Below are 16487 nucleotides of genomic sequence, written 5' to 3'. Positions count from 1 at the left end.
GTGTATCGCCGCCTGCAGGACGTCGGTGTCTCGTTCGATCGGTGGCAGGAAGGCTTCGGCCAGATCGCGCTCGGGTGCAACGCCGCGGGGAAGTACGCCGCATCGGTCGGCGGTGTGGTCGCCTCGATTCCGCGTCAGGTCGGCAAGACCTACACGGTGGGCAACCTGATCATCGGCATGTGCCTGGAGTTCCCGGGCCTGCGCGTGATCTGGACCTCGCACCACAACCGGACGACGACGAACACCTTCCGCTCGATGCAGTCGATGGTGCGCAAGAAGAAGATCTGGCCGTACGTCGCCGCGATCCGCACTGCCAACGGTGAACAGGAGATCGTCTTCACCAACGGGTCGATCATCATGTTCGGCGCTCGCGAGCAGGGCTTCGGTCGAGGCATGGAAGCCATCGACGTCGAGGTGTTCGACGAGGCGCAGATCCTCGGCGTGAAGGCGCTCGAGGACATGGTGCCGGCCACCAACGCGGCGAAGAATCCGCACGGTGGTCTGCTGTTCTTCATCGGCACACCACCGCGCCCGACCGACGACGGCGAATCGTTCACGAAGAAACGGAAGAAGGCGCTCGCCGGACTGACCGACGGTCAGGTGTACGTGGAGATCTCCGCGGACCCGGACACCGACCCGGACGACCAGTCGAAGTTCGGCACGTTCAACCCGTCGTATCCGCACCGCACTCCGCTGGAGTCGATGCTGCGTATGCGGGAGAACATCCCGGACGACGAAGCCTGGCGCCGTGAGGCGATGGGGATCTGGCCAGATGACGACGACCAGGGCCCGCCCACATGGCAGCTCGTCACCGAACTGCAGTGGCACGGCCTGGTGGACTTCCCGGAACTGGCCGGCACGATCGGCGTGGGCATCGCCCGCGTCGGTTCCCGGTGGGTGATCGCCGGTGCGCAACGAACCGTCGACGACCGGATCCACGTCGAGGTCGGCTACATGCGTACGGCAACCAACCCCGAGATCGTCGACCTGATCGGACGGATCGATGACGTACTCGAGCCGTGCGCGATCGCCACTGACAGTCGTTCACCGGCCGCGGTGCTCGAACCGATGATGAAGACCGCCGGCATCGAACTGATCAAGTCCACGACGAACCAAGCGGCGCTGATGAGCCAGGGCTTCGTCGACGACGCCGAGGATGGACTGATCAGCCACACCGGTCAGCGTGAACTCGGCTACGCGCTCGAACACGCGGCCAAACGGTCGCTGCCCCGCGGGGACTGGGTCGTCGACGCCGGGGGAGACCCCGAAGTCGCACCGATGCTGGCCGTGATCATCGCTCGATGGGCACTGATCACCTTCGAATCCCGCGTGGCCGGCGCATCGGCCGCGCCGACATTCGAGCGCACCAACCATGCCGGTGGACCGGTCGACTCGTTCGACCCGTTGACCGCCGCGTTCTAGACGAGGAGGTGACCATGGCTGAAACTGCACGTCCCTCAACAGAATTGGGATACGTACACGGTGGTGGAACCGAGTGGCAGCAGTGGGACCACACCGAGAAAGTCCCCGAGCTGCAGTGGCCCGAGTCGGTGAACGTCTTCAGCCGGATGGGCCGCGAGGACGGCCGAGCCTCCTCCCTGCTGCGAGCGATCGGTCTGCCGATCCGCCGCACCGGATGGCATCTCGACCCGAACGGCGCCCGTGACGAGGTCGTCGAGTTCGTCGCCCGCAACCTTCGGCTCGGGATCAAAGGCTCGGACTACCAGCCGACGACGCGCACGCGCGGGCGCTTCTCGTGGCGTAGTCATCTGCAGCAGGCGCTCCTGATGCTGCAGTACGGGCACAGCTTCTTCGAGCAGGTGTATCAGTTCGACCAGGACGGAAGGATCAGTCTGCGCAAGCTCGCGCCCCGTCCGCAGCGCACGATCGCGAAGATCAACGTCGCGCTCGACGGTGGTCTCGAGTCGATCACGCAACAGCCGCCCGTCGGAAAGCTCACCGCAGCCTCGGCCATACCGGACGGATTCACCATCCCCGTCTCGAGACTGGTCGCCTACGTGCACGAACCGGACCCCGGTCAGTGGCAGGGCAACTCGATCCTGCGGCCGGCCTACAAGCACTGGATCCTCAAGGACGAGTTCATGCGTACCCAGGCCGCCGCGGCCCGCCGCAACGGCATCGGCGTGCCGGTCGGTACCGCAGCCAGCGCCACCGACCAGGTCGAGGTCGATCACATGCGCGACCTGGCGTCGAACTTCAAGGGCGGCATGACCTCCGGCGTCGGTCTCGCCAATGGCCAGAAGCTCGAGCTGCTCAGCGTGCAAGGTGTGCTGCTCGACATTCAGAAAGCGATCGACTACCAGGACAAACAGATCGCTATCGCGGGCCTGGCGCACTTCCTGAACCTCGACACCGGTGGTTCGTTCGCAATGGCCAGCGTGCAAGAGGGCACGTTCACGCAGTCGGTGCAGACGCTCGGCGAGACCATCGCAGACGTCGGTACCGCTCACGTCGTCGAGGACCTCGTCGATCTGAACTGGGGCGAGGACGAGCCCGCACCGAAGATCGTGTTCGACGAGATCGGCTCGCGCCAGGACCTCACCGCATCCGCACTGAAGATGCTCATCGACGCCGGACTGATCCGCCTCGACCGGTCGCTCGAGGAGTACACGCGGCAGCAGTACGGGCTGCCCGCCAAGGACACCCCGCCCCCATCCGAGCCGTGGACGCCCCCTTCCGGCCCGACCGAAACCGAGGGGACGACCACGTGAAGGAGACGACCATGACCATCCGCAACGGTGCCGGAGCACCCGGACGATCACGCGAGTGGTGCCGGATCAACGCGAAGGCCGGCGCCGCCACCGAGATCCTGATCTACGACGTGATCGGCAGCTACTGGCTCGACACCGACGCGCAGACAATCGCCACCCAGATCAAGGAACTCGACTCCGACGAGATCGTCGTCCGGATCAACTCGCCCGGCGGCGACGCGTTCGACGGCATCGCGATCATGAACGCGCTGCGCGCGCACTCGGCGAAGGTCACCGTCCGAATCGACGGCCTGGCCGCGTCGGCCGCGTCGGTCATCGCGATGGCTGGAGACGAGATCATCATGGGCGAAGGCTCGCAGATGATGATCCACGAAGCGTGGCTCTACACCTCCGGCACCGCCGACTACCTGCGCGCCGAGGCCGACCGTCTCGACAAGATGACCGACTCGATCACCGCGGTCTATGCCCGCCGGGCCGGTGGGGAGTTCGACGAGTGGCGCGCACTGGTCGCCGCCGAAACCTGGTTCACCGCGGACGAAGCAGTCGCCGCCGGCCTGGCCGACAAGGTCGGTGCCAGCGCACCCGCCAGCGGTGAACTGTCCGCAGCGTTCAACCTCTCGCAGTTCCGTTTCGCCGGCCGGGAACATGCCCCGGCCCCCCGGATCCCCTCTGCCGAGGCGGTAGAGGACACCAACAGGAAGGAGGGCATCGTGCCCACCCTCAACGAAACTCTCGCCCAGCGCCTCGGCATCAACGCCGACGCCACCGACGAGACCATTCTGGCCGCCCTCGACGAGGCGCTCGCCGAGCAGGCACAGGAAACCGGAACCCAGGCATCCGCCGGCACCGGTGCCCCGACCGCCGAGCAGGTCGCTACCTACATGGAGCGCCACGGCCTCGTCGCCGTCGACCGTGCCCAGCACGAGGACTACATCGCCGCGGCCAACGAAGGCCGTGCAGCTCGCGCCCAGCAGCTCCGCGAAGCCGACGAGGCACTCGTCGACGGAGCGATCCGTGCCGGAAAGTTCGGGCCCGGCCGACGCGAGCACTGGCTCAACTCCTTGCAGCGCGACCGCGAGGGCGCCACCGAGGCCATCAACAGCCTCGCCGCCGGTCTCGTGCCGCTCGAGGAGGTCGGTCACGGCGTCGACCCGGAGCCCACCGGCGGTGCGGACTTCGCGGCCGTCGACAAGTTCAAGAACTGGATCGAGGAGAACTGACATGGCTGCAGTCACACAGGTCACCCAGGGTGGCCCCAAGAGCTTCATCCCGGCCGAGGTCATCCTCGGTGGCCAGCTCGTCGAGGCCCGCACCGGCGGCCGCATCGGCGTCGCCGCGGCCGACAGCGTGAAGGTGCTCGGCGTCGCACTCACCGACGGACAGAGCCCCGAGACGGCGCAGGGCGGAACCACCGTCGACGCGATCGGACGCCCGATCATCAACGCGATGCCGATCCCCACCGTCGTCTCCGTCGCCTACGCAGGCACCGAAACGAAGGTGACCTACTCGGCCGCGGCCACGTTCGGCGACAAGCTGGTCTCGACTGGTTCCGGCAAGGTCGGTCCGGCCCCGGTCGATGCCACCGCAGCCGAGATCGTCGGCATCTGCACCCAGCCCCAGGGCGTGGCCGCCAACGCGGTCGGCCTCATCCGGATCGCCTGATCCCTCACTTCCCCAGGAGACAATCACCATGGCACCCAGGACCATTGTGAGCGGGTCGGACGGCGCGGCACTGGCCGTGGCCGACTTTCTCGCGAACCCGACGCTGATCCCGACCAAGCTCAAGAAGCTGCTCGAGAATCAGTTCATCGCCGAGGCGCTGCTGCGCAACGCTGGCGCCAACACCTCGGGCGTGTTCGCCTACCGCGAAGGCGATCCAGCCTTCCTCGCCGACGACATCGAGGAGCTGGCCGAGTTCGGCGAGATCACCGTCTCGAACGCGGCCCGCGGAATCCCGAAGGTAGTCTTCTCGACCAAGCGCGGCAAGGGCATTCGCGTCACCCTCGACATGATTCGGAAGAATCAGATCGACGACGTGAACAAGCAGATCACCGCGCTGAAGAACACCTTCATCCGGGCCAACGATCGTGCCGCGAAGGCGATCTTCAACTCCGTCCCTTCGTTCCCCGTCTCCACCGCGTGGGATGTGGCGAACTCGCGGCCGCGCCGCGACATCGCCGACGCGATATTCGAGATCTCCCAGGCGGCCCCGACCGCCGAGCAGGGCGGCAGCGAGGACGAGGGATACGAGTTCGCCGCCGACACGATCGTGCTCAACCCCGCGTTGCTGCCGATCCTGATGGACAACGACGATCTGCTGAAGGTCTACCGCGGCAACATCGCCGACCAGAACATCGCCTATGTCGGTGCGCTGCCGGAGACCATCCACAACCTTCGTGTCATCGTGTCGAAGGCGTGGCCGGCCGACCGGGCCCTGATCCTCGAGCGCGGCACGATCGGGTTCTACGGCGACGCTCGTCCGCTGACGTTCACCGAGCTCTACCCCGAGGGCAACGGCCCCAACGGTGGCCCGCGTGAGACCTGGCGCTCGGATGCCACGCAGGAACGTGGACTCGCACTCGACCAGCCGCAGGCCGGTCTGTGGCTGACAGGACTGGTGACGCCGTGACCGACTACATCCTGACCGCACTGCGGTTCAACCAGGTACTCGAGCGCAACGATCAGGGCCGGCCGACGAAGGAGATCAGGCACCGTCGCGGTGCGCTGATCACCGATCTCGACGAGCTGGAAGCGCAGCGGCTGCTGCGTGCCGGCGCGATCCGGCCCGCCGACGAGGTCGCCGCAGAGGAAGCCGCAGCAGAACGAATTGCCGCCGCGGTGGTCGACCAGGTCCCGCCGCAGGGCGCCGAACCCCCGGCGGCTACGACCGGTGGTGCGTCGGCCGAGAGGCCGCGCCGTCCTCGGGCGACTGCGACCGACGAGAAGTGGGTGGCGTACGCGAAAGCGATCAGCATCGACGACGAGGATCTCGAGGGTAAGAACAAGGACGAGATCATCGCCCTCGTCGACGCTGCCGAAGAGAAGTGAGCTGAGGCAGCACTGTGGCTGACTTCGTCGACGTCACTGGTCTGATGAGGGGCTGGCGGCAGCTGTCGGCAACGGAGACGATCTGGGCCGAACAGCTCATCGCCTCTGCCTCGAAGTGGATCCGCAAGCACAAGCCCACCATCGATGACGACGACCTGGACGCCCGGTTCGTCGTCATCGAGGTGGTGCGGGCCGCGCTGACGGCTGCCAAGCACGCCGGTCACGTCTCCTACACGAAGACGGTGGGAGGGGTGACCCGGTCGGGGACCCTCGTCAACCCGGGCCGGTCGTTGGTGTTCACCCCCTACCACTACCAGTTGCTCAGCATCTCGCAGTCGGCGACACCGTCCTGGACGTTCGGAGACTGACATGGACGATCTCGGTAACCAGACCGTGCGGGTGATCGAACGCGTACCCGCCAAGCGAGGGGTAATGATCGAGCAGGCCGGGCCCGAGTATCCCGGCTGCTCGGTCCAACCTGTCGGGTCCATCGAGGGCCTACCGCTCGAGCGGTACGACCGGTGGGTGCTGTACGCACCCCCGGGCTTTCCTGAGTCCACCGAGAACGTCCTCGCGGTCGACGGAATCGGGCCACGGCTGCACGTCGACGGCGACCTGCAGACCTGGTACGACGACGACGGTGTCGCCGAGTACGTCACCGGCTATCTCGAAAGGTGGAGGGACAGTGCCTGATCCGAAACCCGGCACCTACCGATTCTCGTCGAAGGACGCGAAAGCGATCATGGCGTCGGCTGGCGTGCAGAGCGCGACCCGCCGCATGGCGCAGAACGGTCTCGCGGCGTTCCGCGCAGAAGCTCGCCGACACGCGAAAACCGGCCAGCTCGCAACTCGGGTGCGGATCGAACGAGCGCGAGGATGGGATGGGCGTCCCGGATACCGCATCGTTTCGTCACGTGTCGCCAACCAGCACGTCCTGTTCGGCACGAAGCGCTCGAAGCCAGTGCGCGCAACGCAGGCTGCGATGCGTGCCATGCGGAGGAAATGATGGCAGTCGAACTCGACGAGACACTGTTCCCGGACATCCACGAGGTACTGATGGCGTACCTCGCTCCGATCGCCGAGACAGATACCGAGCCGCCTCACGAGGACGGCATCGGTATCCAGATCAACCGAGTCGGTGGCGCAAGCGACGGGATCAGTGACTACCCACGGGTGCAGATCACCTGCCATCACCCCGATCCGCGCGGGGCGTCACTGCTCGCACGGAAGGTCGCGAACCGGATGGAGAACATCGCCGGGGAAGCGATCGAGGTCGAGGACGAGCCGAAGCCGATCTGCATCGACTCGTGCCGGGTCGACACTCCACCGGAGGCCGAGCCATACGAGAACCCCGACGCTCGCCGTGAGGTTGCGTTCTACGCCTTGAGCTTGCAGAAGCCCTGGCGGCGCTAACACCTCACACGCTCACCATTCATCCCAGGTCCACGACATCACCGTCGTGGGCCTTTCTCATGTCCCAGGAGGGCATCATGGCCACATCTGTTGGCGAACTCGAGGTCGCGCGGCACCAGCGTGAGCTCATCCTCAAGCCGAACCGCATGCACATCTTCGGAATGGGCATGGACGTCGACCCCATCGAGTACATCACCGAGGGGTCGAACTCTCAGCTCGCCGAACTGCCCGATAGTGCATGGGACTTCGGACTCTTGCTCAAGGACGATGCGATCACGCTGACCCGCGAGCTCGAAAAGTCCGACATCATGGCGGTCGGTTACAACAACCCGATCCGATCGGACTTCACCTCGGACATCGCGGGCCTGCAGTTCACCGGACTCGAGGCGAACCGGTACAACATCGAGAACAACCTCGGCATGGACCTGTCGAACATGGTCGCCAATCCGGAGACCGGTGAGATCGCGTTCGATCAGTCGGCCATTGCAGAGATCCGTCAGCAGCGGTACCTCTGCATCGCCCAGTTCAACTCCGGCGTGGACCGCATCTACCTGGGTCGCCTGTTCTACGCGGGTGAGGTCGCCGAGATCAGCGAGCAGACCCTCTCCGACGGTGAGGGCTCGCTGACCTGGCCGACCACCGTCAACGCGATGGTCGACACCGAACACGGAGTCTCCGTGCGCCACTACTTCGGTGGCGAAGGCTGGAACCGTGTCCTCGAGGACGCCGGATTCAAGCGCGGCGGACTGTCGATCAGCACCGCGTCGCTGCCCGCCGCCACCGTCGGCACGCCGTACACGCAGACTCTCGCGGCTACCGGTGGCACCGGCACCAAGACGTGGACAGTTTCGACTGGCACTCTGCCGGCGGGTCTGACTCTGAACGCGTCGACCGGTGTCATCTCCGGTACCCCGACCACGGCGGGCACGTCCACCTTCACCGTTCAGGTCGTCGACAGTGCGACGTCCGGCAGCGCGCTCAAGCCGCTGTCGATCACCGTCAGCGCCTGACCGCCGGCCCGGCCCCTCGTGCGTGCCGGGCCTCACTAACGCGTCGGGCAGGGGAGGGGATTGGCGGTCGACTTCCCCTGCCCGACGCATTCCAGACCGCCACACCGACCGTCACCGAAGGAGGTCCCGTCATGGGACAGATGAAGACCATCCGCAAGGCCGACTGGGCACCGCGACCACTGCTCGCCCCGGACGGCCGCAGCTACACGCCCGGATCGTTCCGTGAGGACCGTGAACTGCGCAGCAGGGGATACGTCCCCGCGCCCGTCGACAACGGAGATCCGGTGCCTGCCGGTGACACCCTCGTCGACGCAGTCACCGCCGCGCCCGAAAGCGCCCCTGCCGACGTCGCCGCCGCTGAGATCGTCGCGGCTGCTCCCGAACCCGAGCAGGCGCCCGCATCCGCCCCGCAGACCACCAGCAAGGCCAAGGCCGCACGGAGCAACGGAGAGAGCAAGTGAGCACGGACAACCTCGACAACGTCACCCAGATCGACGAGCAGGACGTTCGCCGGTACGGCGGTGAAAAGCGAGAGCCGAAGAAGCCGTTCAAGTTCCAGATCGGGGACTCTCCGACCTTCTTCGTTCACGAGCCGGACGCCGACACTGTCATGGACATCGAGGAGGCCTCGACTTCCCGTCGCGTGCTCAAGCTGTTCCTCGGTGAGCAGTTCGATGACGTCGCCGACTTCCTCGGTTCGGAGCACCCGGAGACGTTGATCGAGGTCGTGCGGGATATGTCCAAGCACTTCGGGCTGTTCGACGCCGAGCAGGCGATCAACCGCGTCGAGCGTCGTAGCCGCGACCGTCGCCGCAGCGGTCGCCGCTGATAGATGCGCGACGACAATGGGTCGACGGCCTCCTTCTTTCGGGTACTCCTGAGTGAGGCTGTCGGCCCGTTCGTCGTGTCTCTGGACGAAGACGACGAGGACGCGGACGGCCTCGAGCTCGTCATCGAGGCACCCGACTCGCAGGACGTCGCCGACCTCGACACCACCGTCTCCGTCCACGACCAGCTCGATCTCCTCGTCGGCGAGGACCTGGCCGATGTCATCACCGAGCACTACGCCCGCCGGCCGTTCTCCGAACTCGCCGACCTCGTCGACGACATCCGCGAACACTTCGGGATCCTCGTCCCACCGGATACCGGATGGGCGTACCTGGTCGACGAGCTCGACCGCTACGGCGCGGCGATCGAGAAGGACCTGTTCGCCATGCCGGGCGACGAACGTCTCTACGACTGGGTCCGCGACCACCTGAACAACCCGTGGAACCGGCTGATCCGGCTCCTGCCGGCACTGCCCGAAGGTGGCTGGTACTACGCGGCGCTCGGCAACGACGACGAGCGTGCCCAGAAGATCCTCGAGATGGAGCAACGCGGCGAGCTGCCTCCTCCGTCCAAACGACCGTCGCTGGTGGGCTGGACACACGAACGGGCGCAACTCACCAACATGGTCGATTCGCTACGGCGCATCGAGCACGCCACGTGGGGTGCGTCCCCGAAGTTCAAGGGCAAGGGCGGTAAGCCGCCGCAGCCGTCCCCGCGTCCGCAGACTGCGCGCGATCGCGTCGAAGAGTTCCAGGCCCTCGTCGAGCACGACGACATCGCCTCGCAGCTCCTCGGCAGCCGCTACACGCGGCGCTACACCCCACCGGAGGTAAAAGATGGCTGACCTGCAGGGTGGGCAGACCTACATCAACGTCTTGCCCTCGATGTCCGGCTACTTCAAGCGGGTCCGCTCGGAGATCAAGGGACACCCGGTCAACCACAAGATCGACGTCGAGGTCGATCAGCGCAGGCTCGCCAAGGCGAAGGCGGACCTCGACAGCGCCACCAAGTCCGCCGCCGAGGCTCGCCGCAAGGAAGCCGCGGCGACGAAGGAAACCGCCGACGCCGAACGGCAACTGCAGTCGCTGCGCACCAAGGGTGTCACCGACGCCAAGCGGCTCGCGGACGCCGAAGCGAAGGTCGTCAAGGCCAAGCGGGACAGCCATGCCGCCGCAGCCGCACTCAACGCGGCCGAGTCCAAGCGCACGACCGCCGCGAACCGTGTCGTGCACATCGAGGCCCGGATCGACGACAAGCGCGCCGACGCCGACAGTGCCTCGTTCCTGCAGCGTCTGACCGGCCGGTTCGGTGCCGGCGGACGCGCGGCCGGTGCACAGTTCGCCAGCGGTGTCACCGCGGGCATGAACTCGCGTGCTCGAGGTAACGAAGAAGGCCGCAGCTTCGCGGCCGGATTCGTCTCCGCCATCGGCAACGGCATGCGCATGGCGGTTTCGGGATTCTCGTTGCTGAGCGATGCGGCGAACTCGGTCATCCGAAATGTCGGGACCGCCGCCACGGTGCTCAGCTTGGCCGCGCGTACTGTCCGGCACTTCAGCATCGGTCTGCTGGCCAGCACAACGTTGCTCAAGATGATGACCGGTGTCGGCGTGGCCAAGCTCGCCGGTGCGCTGCGGCTCGCCGCCGCTGCCGCCGGCATCCTGGCCCGCGACATCGGACGGGTCACCTCCGCTCTGCTGGTGATGGCCGCCGCGGCGAAGCTGGTCGGCATCCTCACCCGCATCGGCAAGGCCCTCGGCATGATCACCGTCGGCTCCGCCGCAGCGCTCGGTGCAGTCTCGGCACTCGGCTCGGTCGTCGGCTCCTTCATGGCCGGACCGATGGTGTCAGGGCTGACGTCGATCGCAGCGGCCATGGGTACCGTCGCCGCGGCTGCGGCCGGCATCCTCGGCCCCGCTATCGGCGTGGCGAAGCTGGCGTTCGCGGGACTGTCCGAAGGTGCGAAGGCGTGGACCGACTCGCAGAAGAACGTCGGTGCCACCGCATCGAAGAGCGCTGCGTCGCTCAAGGCCGTCGAGAACGCGAAGAAGTCGCAGGCTCGCACTGCCGAGCAGGGCAACCGGCAGATCATCTCCGCCGAGAAGCAGGTCGTCAAGGCTCAGGAGGCCGTCCAGGAAGCGCAGGACGAAGTCAACAAAGCGCGGCAGGAAGCCAAGCGCGATGCCGAAGGCTACGCGCGGACCCTCGCCGGTTTGGCTCTCGACGAGGAAGGCGCCGCGCTGGCGCTGGCCGAAGCCGAGAAGACCCTGCGCGAGACCCGTGCGGATCCGGATGCGGACGGTCTCGACCGGTGGCGCGCCGAGCTCGGTGTCCGTGAGGCGAAGCAGGCCTACGAGGAGATCAAGGCCACGGCCAAGCAGGAACGTGCTGAGATCGCCGACGCGCAGGCCAAGGGCATCGAAGGCTCGGACCGGGTGGTCGAGGCCAAGGAACGCGAGGCCGACGCTCACGAGCAGCTCAAGGATGCTCAGGCCGATCTCGTGCAGACGCAGAAGGATGTCGCTCAGGCCAACGCCGATGCGGCGGAGGCTGTTGCGGATGCCTACGAGAGCATGGCGGAGTCTGCGAACTCCTCGGCGTCCTCGATCGATCCGTTCGCCGCGAAGATCGGTCAGCGACTCGCGCCGCTGCTGCAGGCCTTCAAGAACCTTCGGGAGGAAATCACCGATCGATTCAGCCTGGCGATGGTCGACTCGTTCTCCGTGCTCGGGGGACTGCTCGACCGACTCTCGCCGAACCTCGGCATCCTGTCCACCACGCTCGGCAACATCGGAGCTCAGATCGCCACCTCGATCTCGAGTCCGGCGGCGGTGGCGGGCTGGGACCGGATGATCACGGGCTCGAACACCTTCTTCGCCAGCCTCGCCCAGGGCGAGAACGGAATCGGCTCGGTGTTCTCCGGACTGATCAGCGTCCTCGGCACCGCAGCGCAAACGTTCGCGCACACCGGTCAGTCCCTCAACGACTGGCTGCTCGGGATCGGGGACAAACTGCGGAACATCACCGCAGAGGATCTGCGGTCCTCGCTCGAGGGCGTTCGGCAGACGTTCGAGAACATCGGCAACGTTGTCGGACCACTGTTCTCGCTCATCCGCGGATTCGGCGCCGAATCGGCAGCAGGGCTGGCACCGGGATTCGCGGCCATGGGTCAGGCCATCGAGGACTCGATCCCCGGACTGATGGACATGGCGCGGGTGCTGATGCCGGCCCTCGGCGAAGCCCTGGCCAACCTGGCGCCGGTGCTGCCCGCACTCGTTGCCGCGTTCACCCCGTGGGCGGAGACCCTCGCGGTACTGGCACCGCACCTGGCGACCCTCATCGCCAATCTGGCGCCGATGGCACCGATCCTGCTCGCCGTCGTCACCATGGTGAAAGTCGCCGCCGTGACGATGACGCTGTGGAACGCGGCGATGTTCGCCTCGTCCGTGGCGCAGGGTGTATTCATCGCAGCGACCGGACGGTCGACTGCGAGCATCCGCCGCAACACGATCGCTCTGGCCGCGTACCGTGCGGCACTGATCGCCGGTGCGATCGCACAGGGTGCGCTCAACGCCGTGATGAGCGCGAACCCGATCACGCTCATCCTGATCGCGATCGCAGCCCTTGTGGCCGGCCTCGTGTGGTTCTTTACCCAGACCGAAGTCGGGAAGCGGATCTGGGAGTCGGTGTGGAACGGGATCAAGTCGGCGCTCGCCTCGGCGTGGGAGTTCATCAAGGGCGCACTCGACGCCATCGGTTCGGCATTCACATGGCTGTGGGAGGAGGCGATCCGCCCGGCGTTCACGAAGATCGGTGAGATCTTCACCTGGCTGTACGAGAACATCGTGCAGCCGGTGTTCACCGCCATCAAGGTCGCACTCGCCGTAGTGGCCGTTGCCTTCATGCTCCTGTGGGAGGGCATCAAGCTCTACGTCGAGATGATGGGCAACATCATCTCCTGGCTGTGGAACACCATCGCGCAGCCGGTGTGGGAGCTGATGAAGGCCGGGCTGCAAGCACTCGGCGACTTCTTCTCCTGGGTGTGGAACTCGCTGATCAAACCGGCATGGGATGCGGCCGGCGCCGGGATCTCGGCGGTCTACAACGGCGTGATCCTGCCGGTGTGGAATGCACTGAAGGCAGCCCTCGGGGCGGTCGGTGCGTTCTTCGGCTGGGTGTGGAACTCCGTCATCAAACCGGCCTGGGACGGACTCGGCGCCGGGGTCCGGGCGGTGTGGGAGAACGTCATCCGTCCGGCCTGGGACGCACTGAAGATCGCTCTCGGTGCCATCGGTGACTTCTTCACCTCGGTGTGGACGACCGTAATCAAGCCCGTCTGGGACGCTCTCGGTGCCGGGATCAAGGCCGTGATCGACAACGTCGTGGCTCCTGCATGGGAGACGATGAAGACTGCCCTCGGCAAGGTGCGGGACTTCTTCAGTGAGGTCGTCAAGGGGATCGGTGACAAGTGGGACAGCCTCAAAGCCGTCCTCGCCAAGCCGATCAACTTCCTGATCAATACGGTCTGGAACGAGGGCATCGCGAAGGCCTGGAACAAGGTTCGCGAGTTCATCCCCGGACTGCCCGAGGCACTGCCTCTGGCAGGCATCCCGGAGTACGCCACCGGTGGTGCTATCCGCGGACCAGGAACAGGAACCTCGGACGACATTCCCGCACTGCTCTCGAACGGTGAGCATGTCTGGACGGCACGAGAAGTGCGAGCTGCCGGCGGTCACGCTCAGGTCGAGAAAATACGCCAGGCCGCACTCCAAGGTTTGCCTGCGCGCTTCGCACGTGGCGGACCGGTTGAACTGGACGCGCCGCCGTGGCCCGGTGGCGGGGGCGAGTCGAATCTGAAGCCTGCTGCGATTCTTGCTCGCCGAAACATCCACATGTACTGGCCGGAAATCACGACCATCGGTGGATACCGCGCACAGGATCCGTATCCGGATCACCCGTCCGGCCTGGCGCTGGACATCATGACCGGCGATCCGATCGGAACGGAGGTCAACAACTGGCTGCATGAACAGCGCGAAGCGCTAGCGCTGAACTACACCATCTGGAAGCAGTGGTACAAGCCTGCTGGCGGGGTCGGAAACCTGATGGAAGACCGCGGCAGTATCACGCAGAACCACTTCGACCACATCCACGCCCTGTTCAACCCTAATGGAGTGGCAGGGATTCAGGATGGCGGTGTCGGCAGCGTGAGTTCCGCTGACAAGGAGTCGTTCGTCCAGCGCAAGATTGCCGAGATCTTCGATGTGGCACTGAATCCGATCAAGGATGCAATCGCCGCGCAGGTCGGTACACCTCCCCCCGAGTGGCTGGGAATCCCCCAGGCATTCTTGGATAGGGGCCGGGACGTGACTTCCGGGTTCCTCGCTGACAAAGTGAGCGCACTCGGCGACCAACTCACGGCCGTATGGGACAAAGCCAAGGACATCGGCAACGTGCTGACGCTCGGCTTGTTCCGCGACAAGGGTGGCTGGATCCCGAACGGGCTCTCGATCGTCCGCAACGAAACCGGGCGACCGGAGGCGGTGCTGAATTGGGATCAGATCAAGCTCATCAAGGATCTGCTCCTCGGCGGTGACATCGCCGGGGCGCTGTCTGCAATGGGCGCGCTGAACAACGCCCCGGCAGCCGAGTCCACCCCTGCAGCCGATTACAGCCAGTACGGCTACGAGCAGGACAAGGTCGAGGTCGGGCCGGCCGCTGCCGCGAAGTATGCGGCAGAGATTGACTGGCTCGGCGTCGGCGCACAGATCGGCACCTCGCTGCTCGCAGAGTGGGGCAACGACCTGCTCAGCATGGCGGGGTTCTCGAGCCAGTTCGAGGGCCTGAACCTGGTCGACGACCGGGGACGGGGACGCTCGGACGAAGCGCAGGCACGCAACGAAGCCACGTACGACGACTACAAGACCGACACGGAAACCGACACCCCGGCCAGCACCGAATCCACGGTGCCGGCACCCACCTCCACACCCCCGGAGGCGGACACGGGAACCGGCCCGGAGACGGTCGTCGACGCGGTGAAGCGGGCCTTCGCACCGTCCGGCTGGAATCACGGCGAACAGTGGGCCGCGGCCGACTGGATCATCGGCAAGGAATCGAGCTGGAATCCGCTCGCGCGCAACCCATCCAGTGGTGCGTTCGGGCTGTTCCAGTTCCTCGGGTCGACGAAGGATGCCTACCTTCCGGACGAGAATCCGGATGCGTACATCCAGGGTCTGGCCGGCGCGAAGTACATCCGCGACCGGTACGGCGATCCGCTCCGGGCGAAATCGTTCTGGGAGAAGAACGGCTACTACGACCAGGGCGGTATCGCATCCGGCCGCGGCTTCATGCTCAAGGACGTCATCCGTCCCGAGCGTGTGCTCTCGCCCCGGCAGACCGAAGCGTTCGAGGCACTCATCCCGATGCTCGACCGAGTCCAGTCGGCAGCCTCGGCGCCGCGTGAGGCGATGTCGGCAGCCGATCGATCGGCGCTCGAGCTGGCCCCGATCGGTGGCGGAGACAACTTGAGCTTCGTCGGCGAACTGTCACCAGCGATGAGGAGGGAGGTCGAGATCATGATGAATCAGCGTGAACGCGGCCCTGGACGTAGCTCCGAGTCCAGGAGGCGTTGGTGATCGACTCGATCAGCATGGTCGGGTGGGACGGGTCGCGGCACAACTACGGCGGCCCGTCCCGCACGGCGCAGGACTCCTGGATCCAGGGCGGACTCGATGGTCTCTGGGTTCCTGCGCCCCGCACCCCGACCCGCACTTCTCGCGCATACCAGCACGGCTCGACACCGCGAGTGACGAAGATCGAGGAACGTCTCCTCGACTTCCAGCTCCGGATCGAGGGCCGCACCCGTCACGACTTCGAACGCGAGTTCGCGGCGCAGATGGCGGTGTGGTCGTTCGACCACGACAACGAGGTCACCACACGGACCTCGCACGGACTTCGGAAGATCCGACTTCGGCTCGACCGTGACCCGAAGATCGTCGGCCGTATGTCGATGCAGACCAGGCGTATCGACCTCGAGATGGTCGCGGTCGCGTGCTGGCCGTACCTCACGTCGGGAACGAAGGTCATCAAGTGGGAAGCCGGGACCGGCTCGCACGTCGGGACCTTCCAGGTATCGAACCCGACCGACGTGCCATTGTGGCTCAAGTTCGAAGGCACACCGGCCGAGAAATGGATCCTGCCGGACGGACTGTCCGGACGTATGGTGCCGCTCCGCCCGCAGACCACAGGATGGCGGGTGCAGACCCGCCAGGACTTCCAAACCATCCGGGCAGCCGGAGCAGGGTTCGAGGTGTGGAAGGCGATGCGGGGTGTGAACTTCCTGCACGAGATCCCACCCCGCACCCCGCCGGTCGATCTCCCCGTCGAGGTCCAAGGCGCCACGGTGCCGGCCGAGCTACGTATCCACATGCCGCGATACCACGAGATGCCCTGGGGGTGATGG

General features: G+C 66.0%; 16 protein-coding genes. All 16 read left to right on the top strand.

What is annotated here, in order from left to right; genetic code table 11:
* The 16 genes from KXC42_RS23360 (at window position 1) to KXC42_RS23285 (ending at window position 16484) form a co-directional block, all read left to right on the top strand.
* Window positions 1-1422 carry a terminase gene (locus KXC42_RS23360; RefSeq protein WP_257605937.1) on the top strand — a complete coding sequence of 474 codons (1422 nt, stop codon included), beginning with the start codon at window positions 1-3 and terminating at the stop codon, window positions 1420-1422.
* A gap of 14 nt (window positions 1423-1436) precedes the next feature.
* Window positions 1437-2732: a hypothetical protein gene (locus KXC42_RS23355; RefSeq protein WP_071935928.1), complete on the top strand. Its 1296-nt coding sequence runs from the start codon at window positions 1437-1439 to the stop codon at window positions 2730-2732.
* An 11-nt stretch (window positions 2733-2743) separates the two neighbouring features.
* Window positions 2744-3952 (top strand): head maturation protease, ClpP-related, encoded by a 1209-nt coding sequence (locus tag KXC42_RS23350; RefSeq protein WP_219129665.1) that lies wholly within the window; start codon window positions 2744-2746, stop codon window positions 3950-3952.
* Between the two features lies 1 nt (window position 3953).
* The gene (locus tag KXC42_RS23345; RefSeq protein WP_219129664.1) at window positions 3954-4394 is read left to right on the top strand and encodes a hypothetical protein; all 441 of its coding nucleotides are present in this window, start codon (window positions 3954-3956) and stop codon (window positions 4392-4394) included.
* Window positions 4395-4440: 46 nt separating this feature from the next.
* The gene (locus KXC42_RS23340) at window positions 4441-5361 is read left to right on the top strand and encodes a hypothetical protein (RefSeq protein WP_257605936.1); all 921 of its coding nucleotides are present in this window, start codon (window positions 4441-4443) and stop codon (window positions 5359-5361) included.
* Window positions 5358-5780, top strand: coding sequence for a lipase chaperone (locus KXC42_RS23335; RefSeq protein ID WP_219129662.1), 423 nt, complete (start codon window positions 5358-5360; stop codon window positions 5778-5780). The genes KXC42_RS23340 and KXC42_RS23335 overlap by 4 nt, the downstream gene beginning before the upstream one ends.
* Window positions 5781-5794: 14 nt before the next feature.
* The gene (locus KXC42_RS23330; RefSeq protein ID WP_219129661.1) at window positions 5795-6148 is read left to right on the top strand and encodes a phage Gp19/Gp15/Gp42 family protein; all 354 of its coding nucleotides are present in this window, start codon (window positions 5795-5797) and stop codon (window positions 6146-6148) included.
* Window position 6149: 1 nt separating this feature from the next.
* The gene (locus KXC42_RS23325) at window positions 6150-6473 is read left to right on the top strand and encodes a hypothetical protein (protein ID WP_071935924.1); all 324 of its coding nucleotides are present in this window, start codon (window positions 6150-6152) and stop codon (window positions 6471-6473) included.
* Window positions 6466-6786, top strand: coding sequence for a hypothetical protein (locus tag KXC42_RS23320; RefSeq protein ID WP_156895278.1), 321 nt, complete (start codon window positions 6466-6468; stop codon window positions 6784-6786). The genes KXC42_RS23325 and KXC42_RS23320 overlap by 8 nt, the downstream gene beginning before the upstream one ends.
* Complete coding sequence (locus KXC42_RS23315) at window positions 6786-7193, top strand: hypothetical protein (RefSeq protein WP_219129660.1); 408 nt, start codon at window positions 6786-6788, stop codon at window positions 7191-7193. Before KXC42_RS23320 ends, KXC42_RS23315 begins: the two co-directional genes overlap by 1 nt.
* 77 nt (window positions 7194-7270) lie before the next feature.
* Complete coding sequence (locus KXC42_RS23310; RefSeq protein WP_219129659.1) at window positions 7271-8203, top strand: Ig domain-containing protein; 933 nt, start codon at window positions 7271-7273, stop codon at window positions 8201-8203.
* Window positions 8204-8334: 131 nt separating this feature from the next.
* Entirely contained in the window at window positions 8335-8664 is a 330-nt protein-coding gene (locus KXC42_RS23305; protein ID WP_219129658.1) for a hypothetical protein, read from the top strand.
* The gene (locus tag KXC42_RS23300; protein WP_219129657.1) at window positions 8661-9032 is read left to right on the top strand and encodes a hypothetical protein; all 372 of its coding nucleotides are present in this window, start codon (window positions 8661-8663) and stop codon (window positions 9030-9032) included. Before KXC42_RS23305 ends, KXC42_RS23300 begins: the two co-directional genes overlap by 4 nt.
* A 75-nt stretch (window positions 9033-9107) precedes the next feature.
* Window positions 9108-9875, top strand: coding sequence for a hypothetical protein (locus KXC42_RS23295; RefSeq protein WP_257605935.1), 768 nt, complete (start codon window positions 9108-9110; stop codon window positions 9873-9875).
* Window positions 9868-15660, top strand: coding sequence for a hypothetical protein (locus KXC42_RS23290; protein WP_219129655.1), 5793 nt, complete (start codon window positions 9868-9870; stop codon window positions 15658-15660). The genes KXC42_RS23295 and KXC42_RS23290 overlap by 8 nt, the downstream gene beginning before the upstream one ends.
* On the top strand, window positions 15657-16484 hold the full coding sequence (locus KXC42_RS23285; protein WP_257605934.1) for a hypothetical protein: 828 nt from the start codon (window positions 15657-15659) through the stop codon (window positions 16482-16484). Before KXC42_RS23290 ends, KXC42_RS23285 begins: the two co-directional genes overlap by 4 nt.
* Window positions 16485-16487 lie beyond the last annotated feature (3 nt).

Origin of the sequence: Rhodococcus sp. LW-XY12, assembly GCF_019317345.1 — a bacterium.
Taxonomy (GTDB): domain Bacteria; phylum Actinomycetota; class Actinomycetes; order Mycobacteriales; family Mycobacteriaceae; genus Rhodococcus; species Rhodococcus pyridinivorans.
The sequence above is the reverse complement of the archived record's forward strand: the minus strand, read 5'-3'. Positions and strand labels throughout refer to the sequence as shown.

Bases quoted from the DNA above. Each gene is read 5' to 3' on its own strand.
- KXC42_RS23315 (WP_219129660.1), top strand. From the start codon at position 6,786: ATGGCAGTCGAACTCGACGAGACACTGTTCCCGGACATCCACGAGGTA.
- KXC42_RS23345 (WP_219129664.1), top strand. From the start codon at position 3,954: ATGGCTGCAGTCACACAGGTCACCCAGGGTGGCCCCAAGAGCTTCATC.
- KXC42_RS23290 (WP_219129655.1), top strand. From the start codon at position 9,868: ATGGCTGACCTGCAGGGTGGGCAGACCTACATCAACGTCTTGCCCTCG.
- KXC42_RS23355 (WP_071935928.1), top strand. From the start codon at position 1,437: ATGGCTGAAACTGCACGTCCCTCAACAGAATTGGGATACGTACACGGT.
- KXC42_RS23310 (WP_219129659.1), top strand. From the start codon at position 7,271: ATGGCCACATCTGTTGGCGAACTCGAGGTCGCGCGGCACCAGCGTGAG.
- KXC42_RS23350 (WP_219129665.1), top strand. From the start codon at position 2,744: ATGACCATCCGCAACGGTGCCGGAGCACCCGGACGATCACGCGAGTGG.
- KXC42_RS23305 (WP_219129658.1), top strand. From the start codon at position 8,335: ATGGGACAGATGAAGACCATCCGCAAGGCCGACTGGGCACCGCGACCA.
- KXC42_RS23325 (WP_071935924.1), top strand. From the start codon at position 6,150: ATGGACGATCTCGGTAACCAGACCGTGCGGGTGATCGAACGCGTACCC.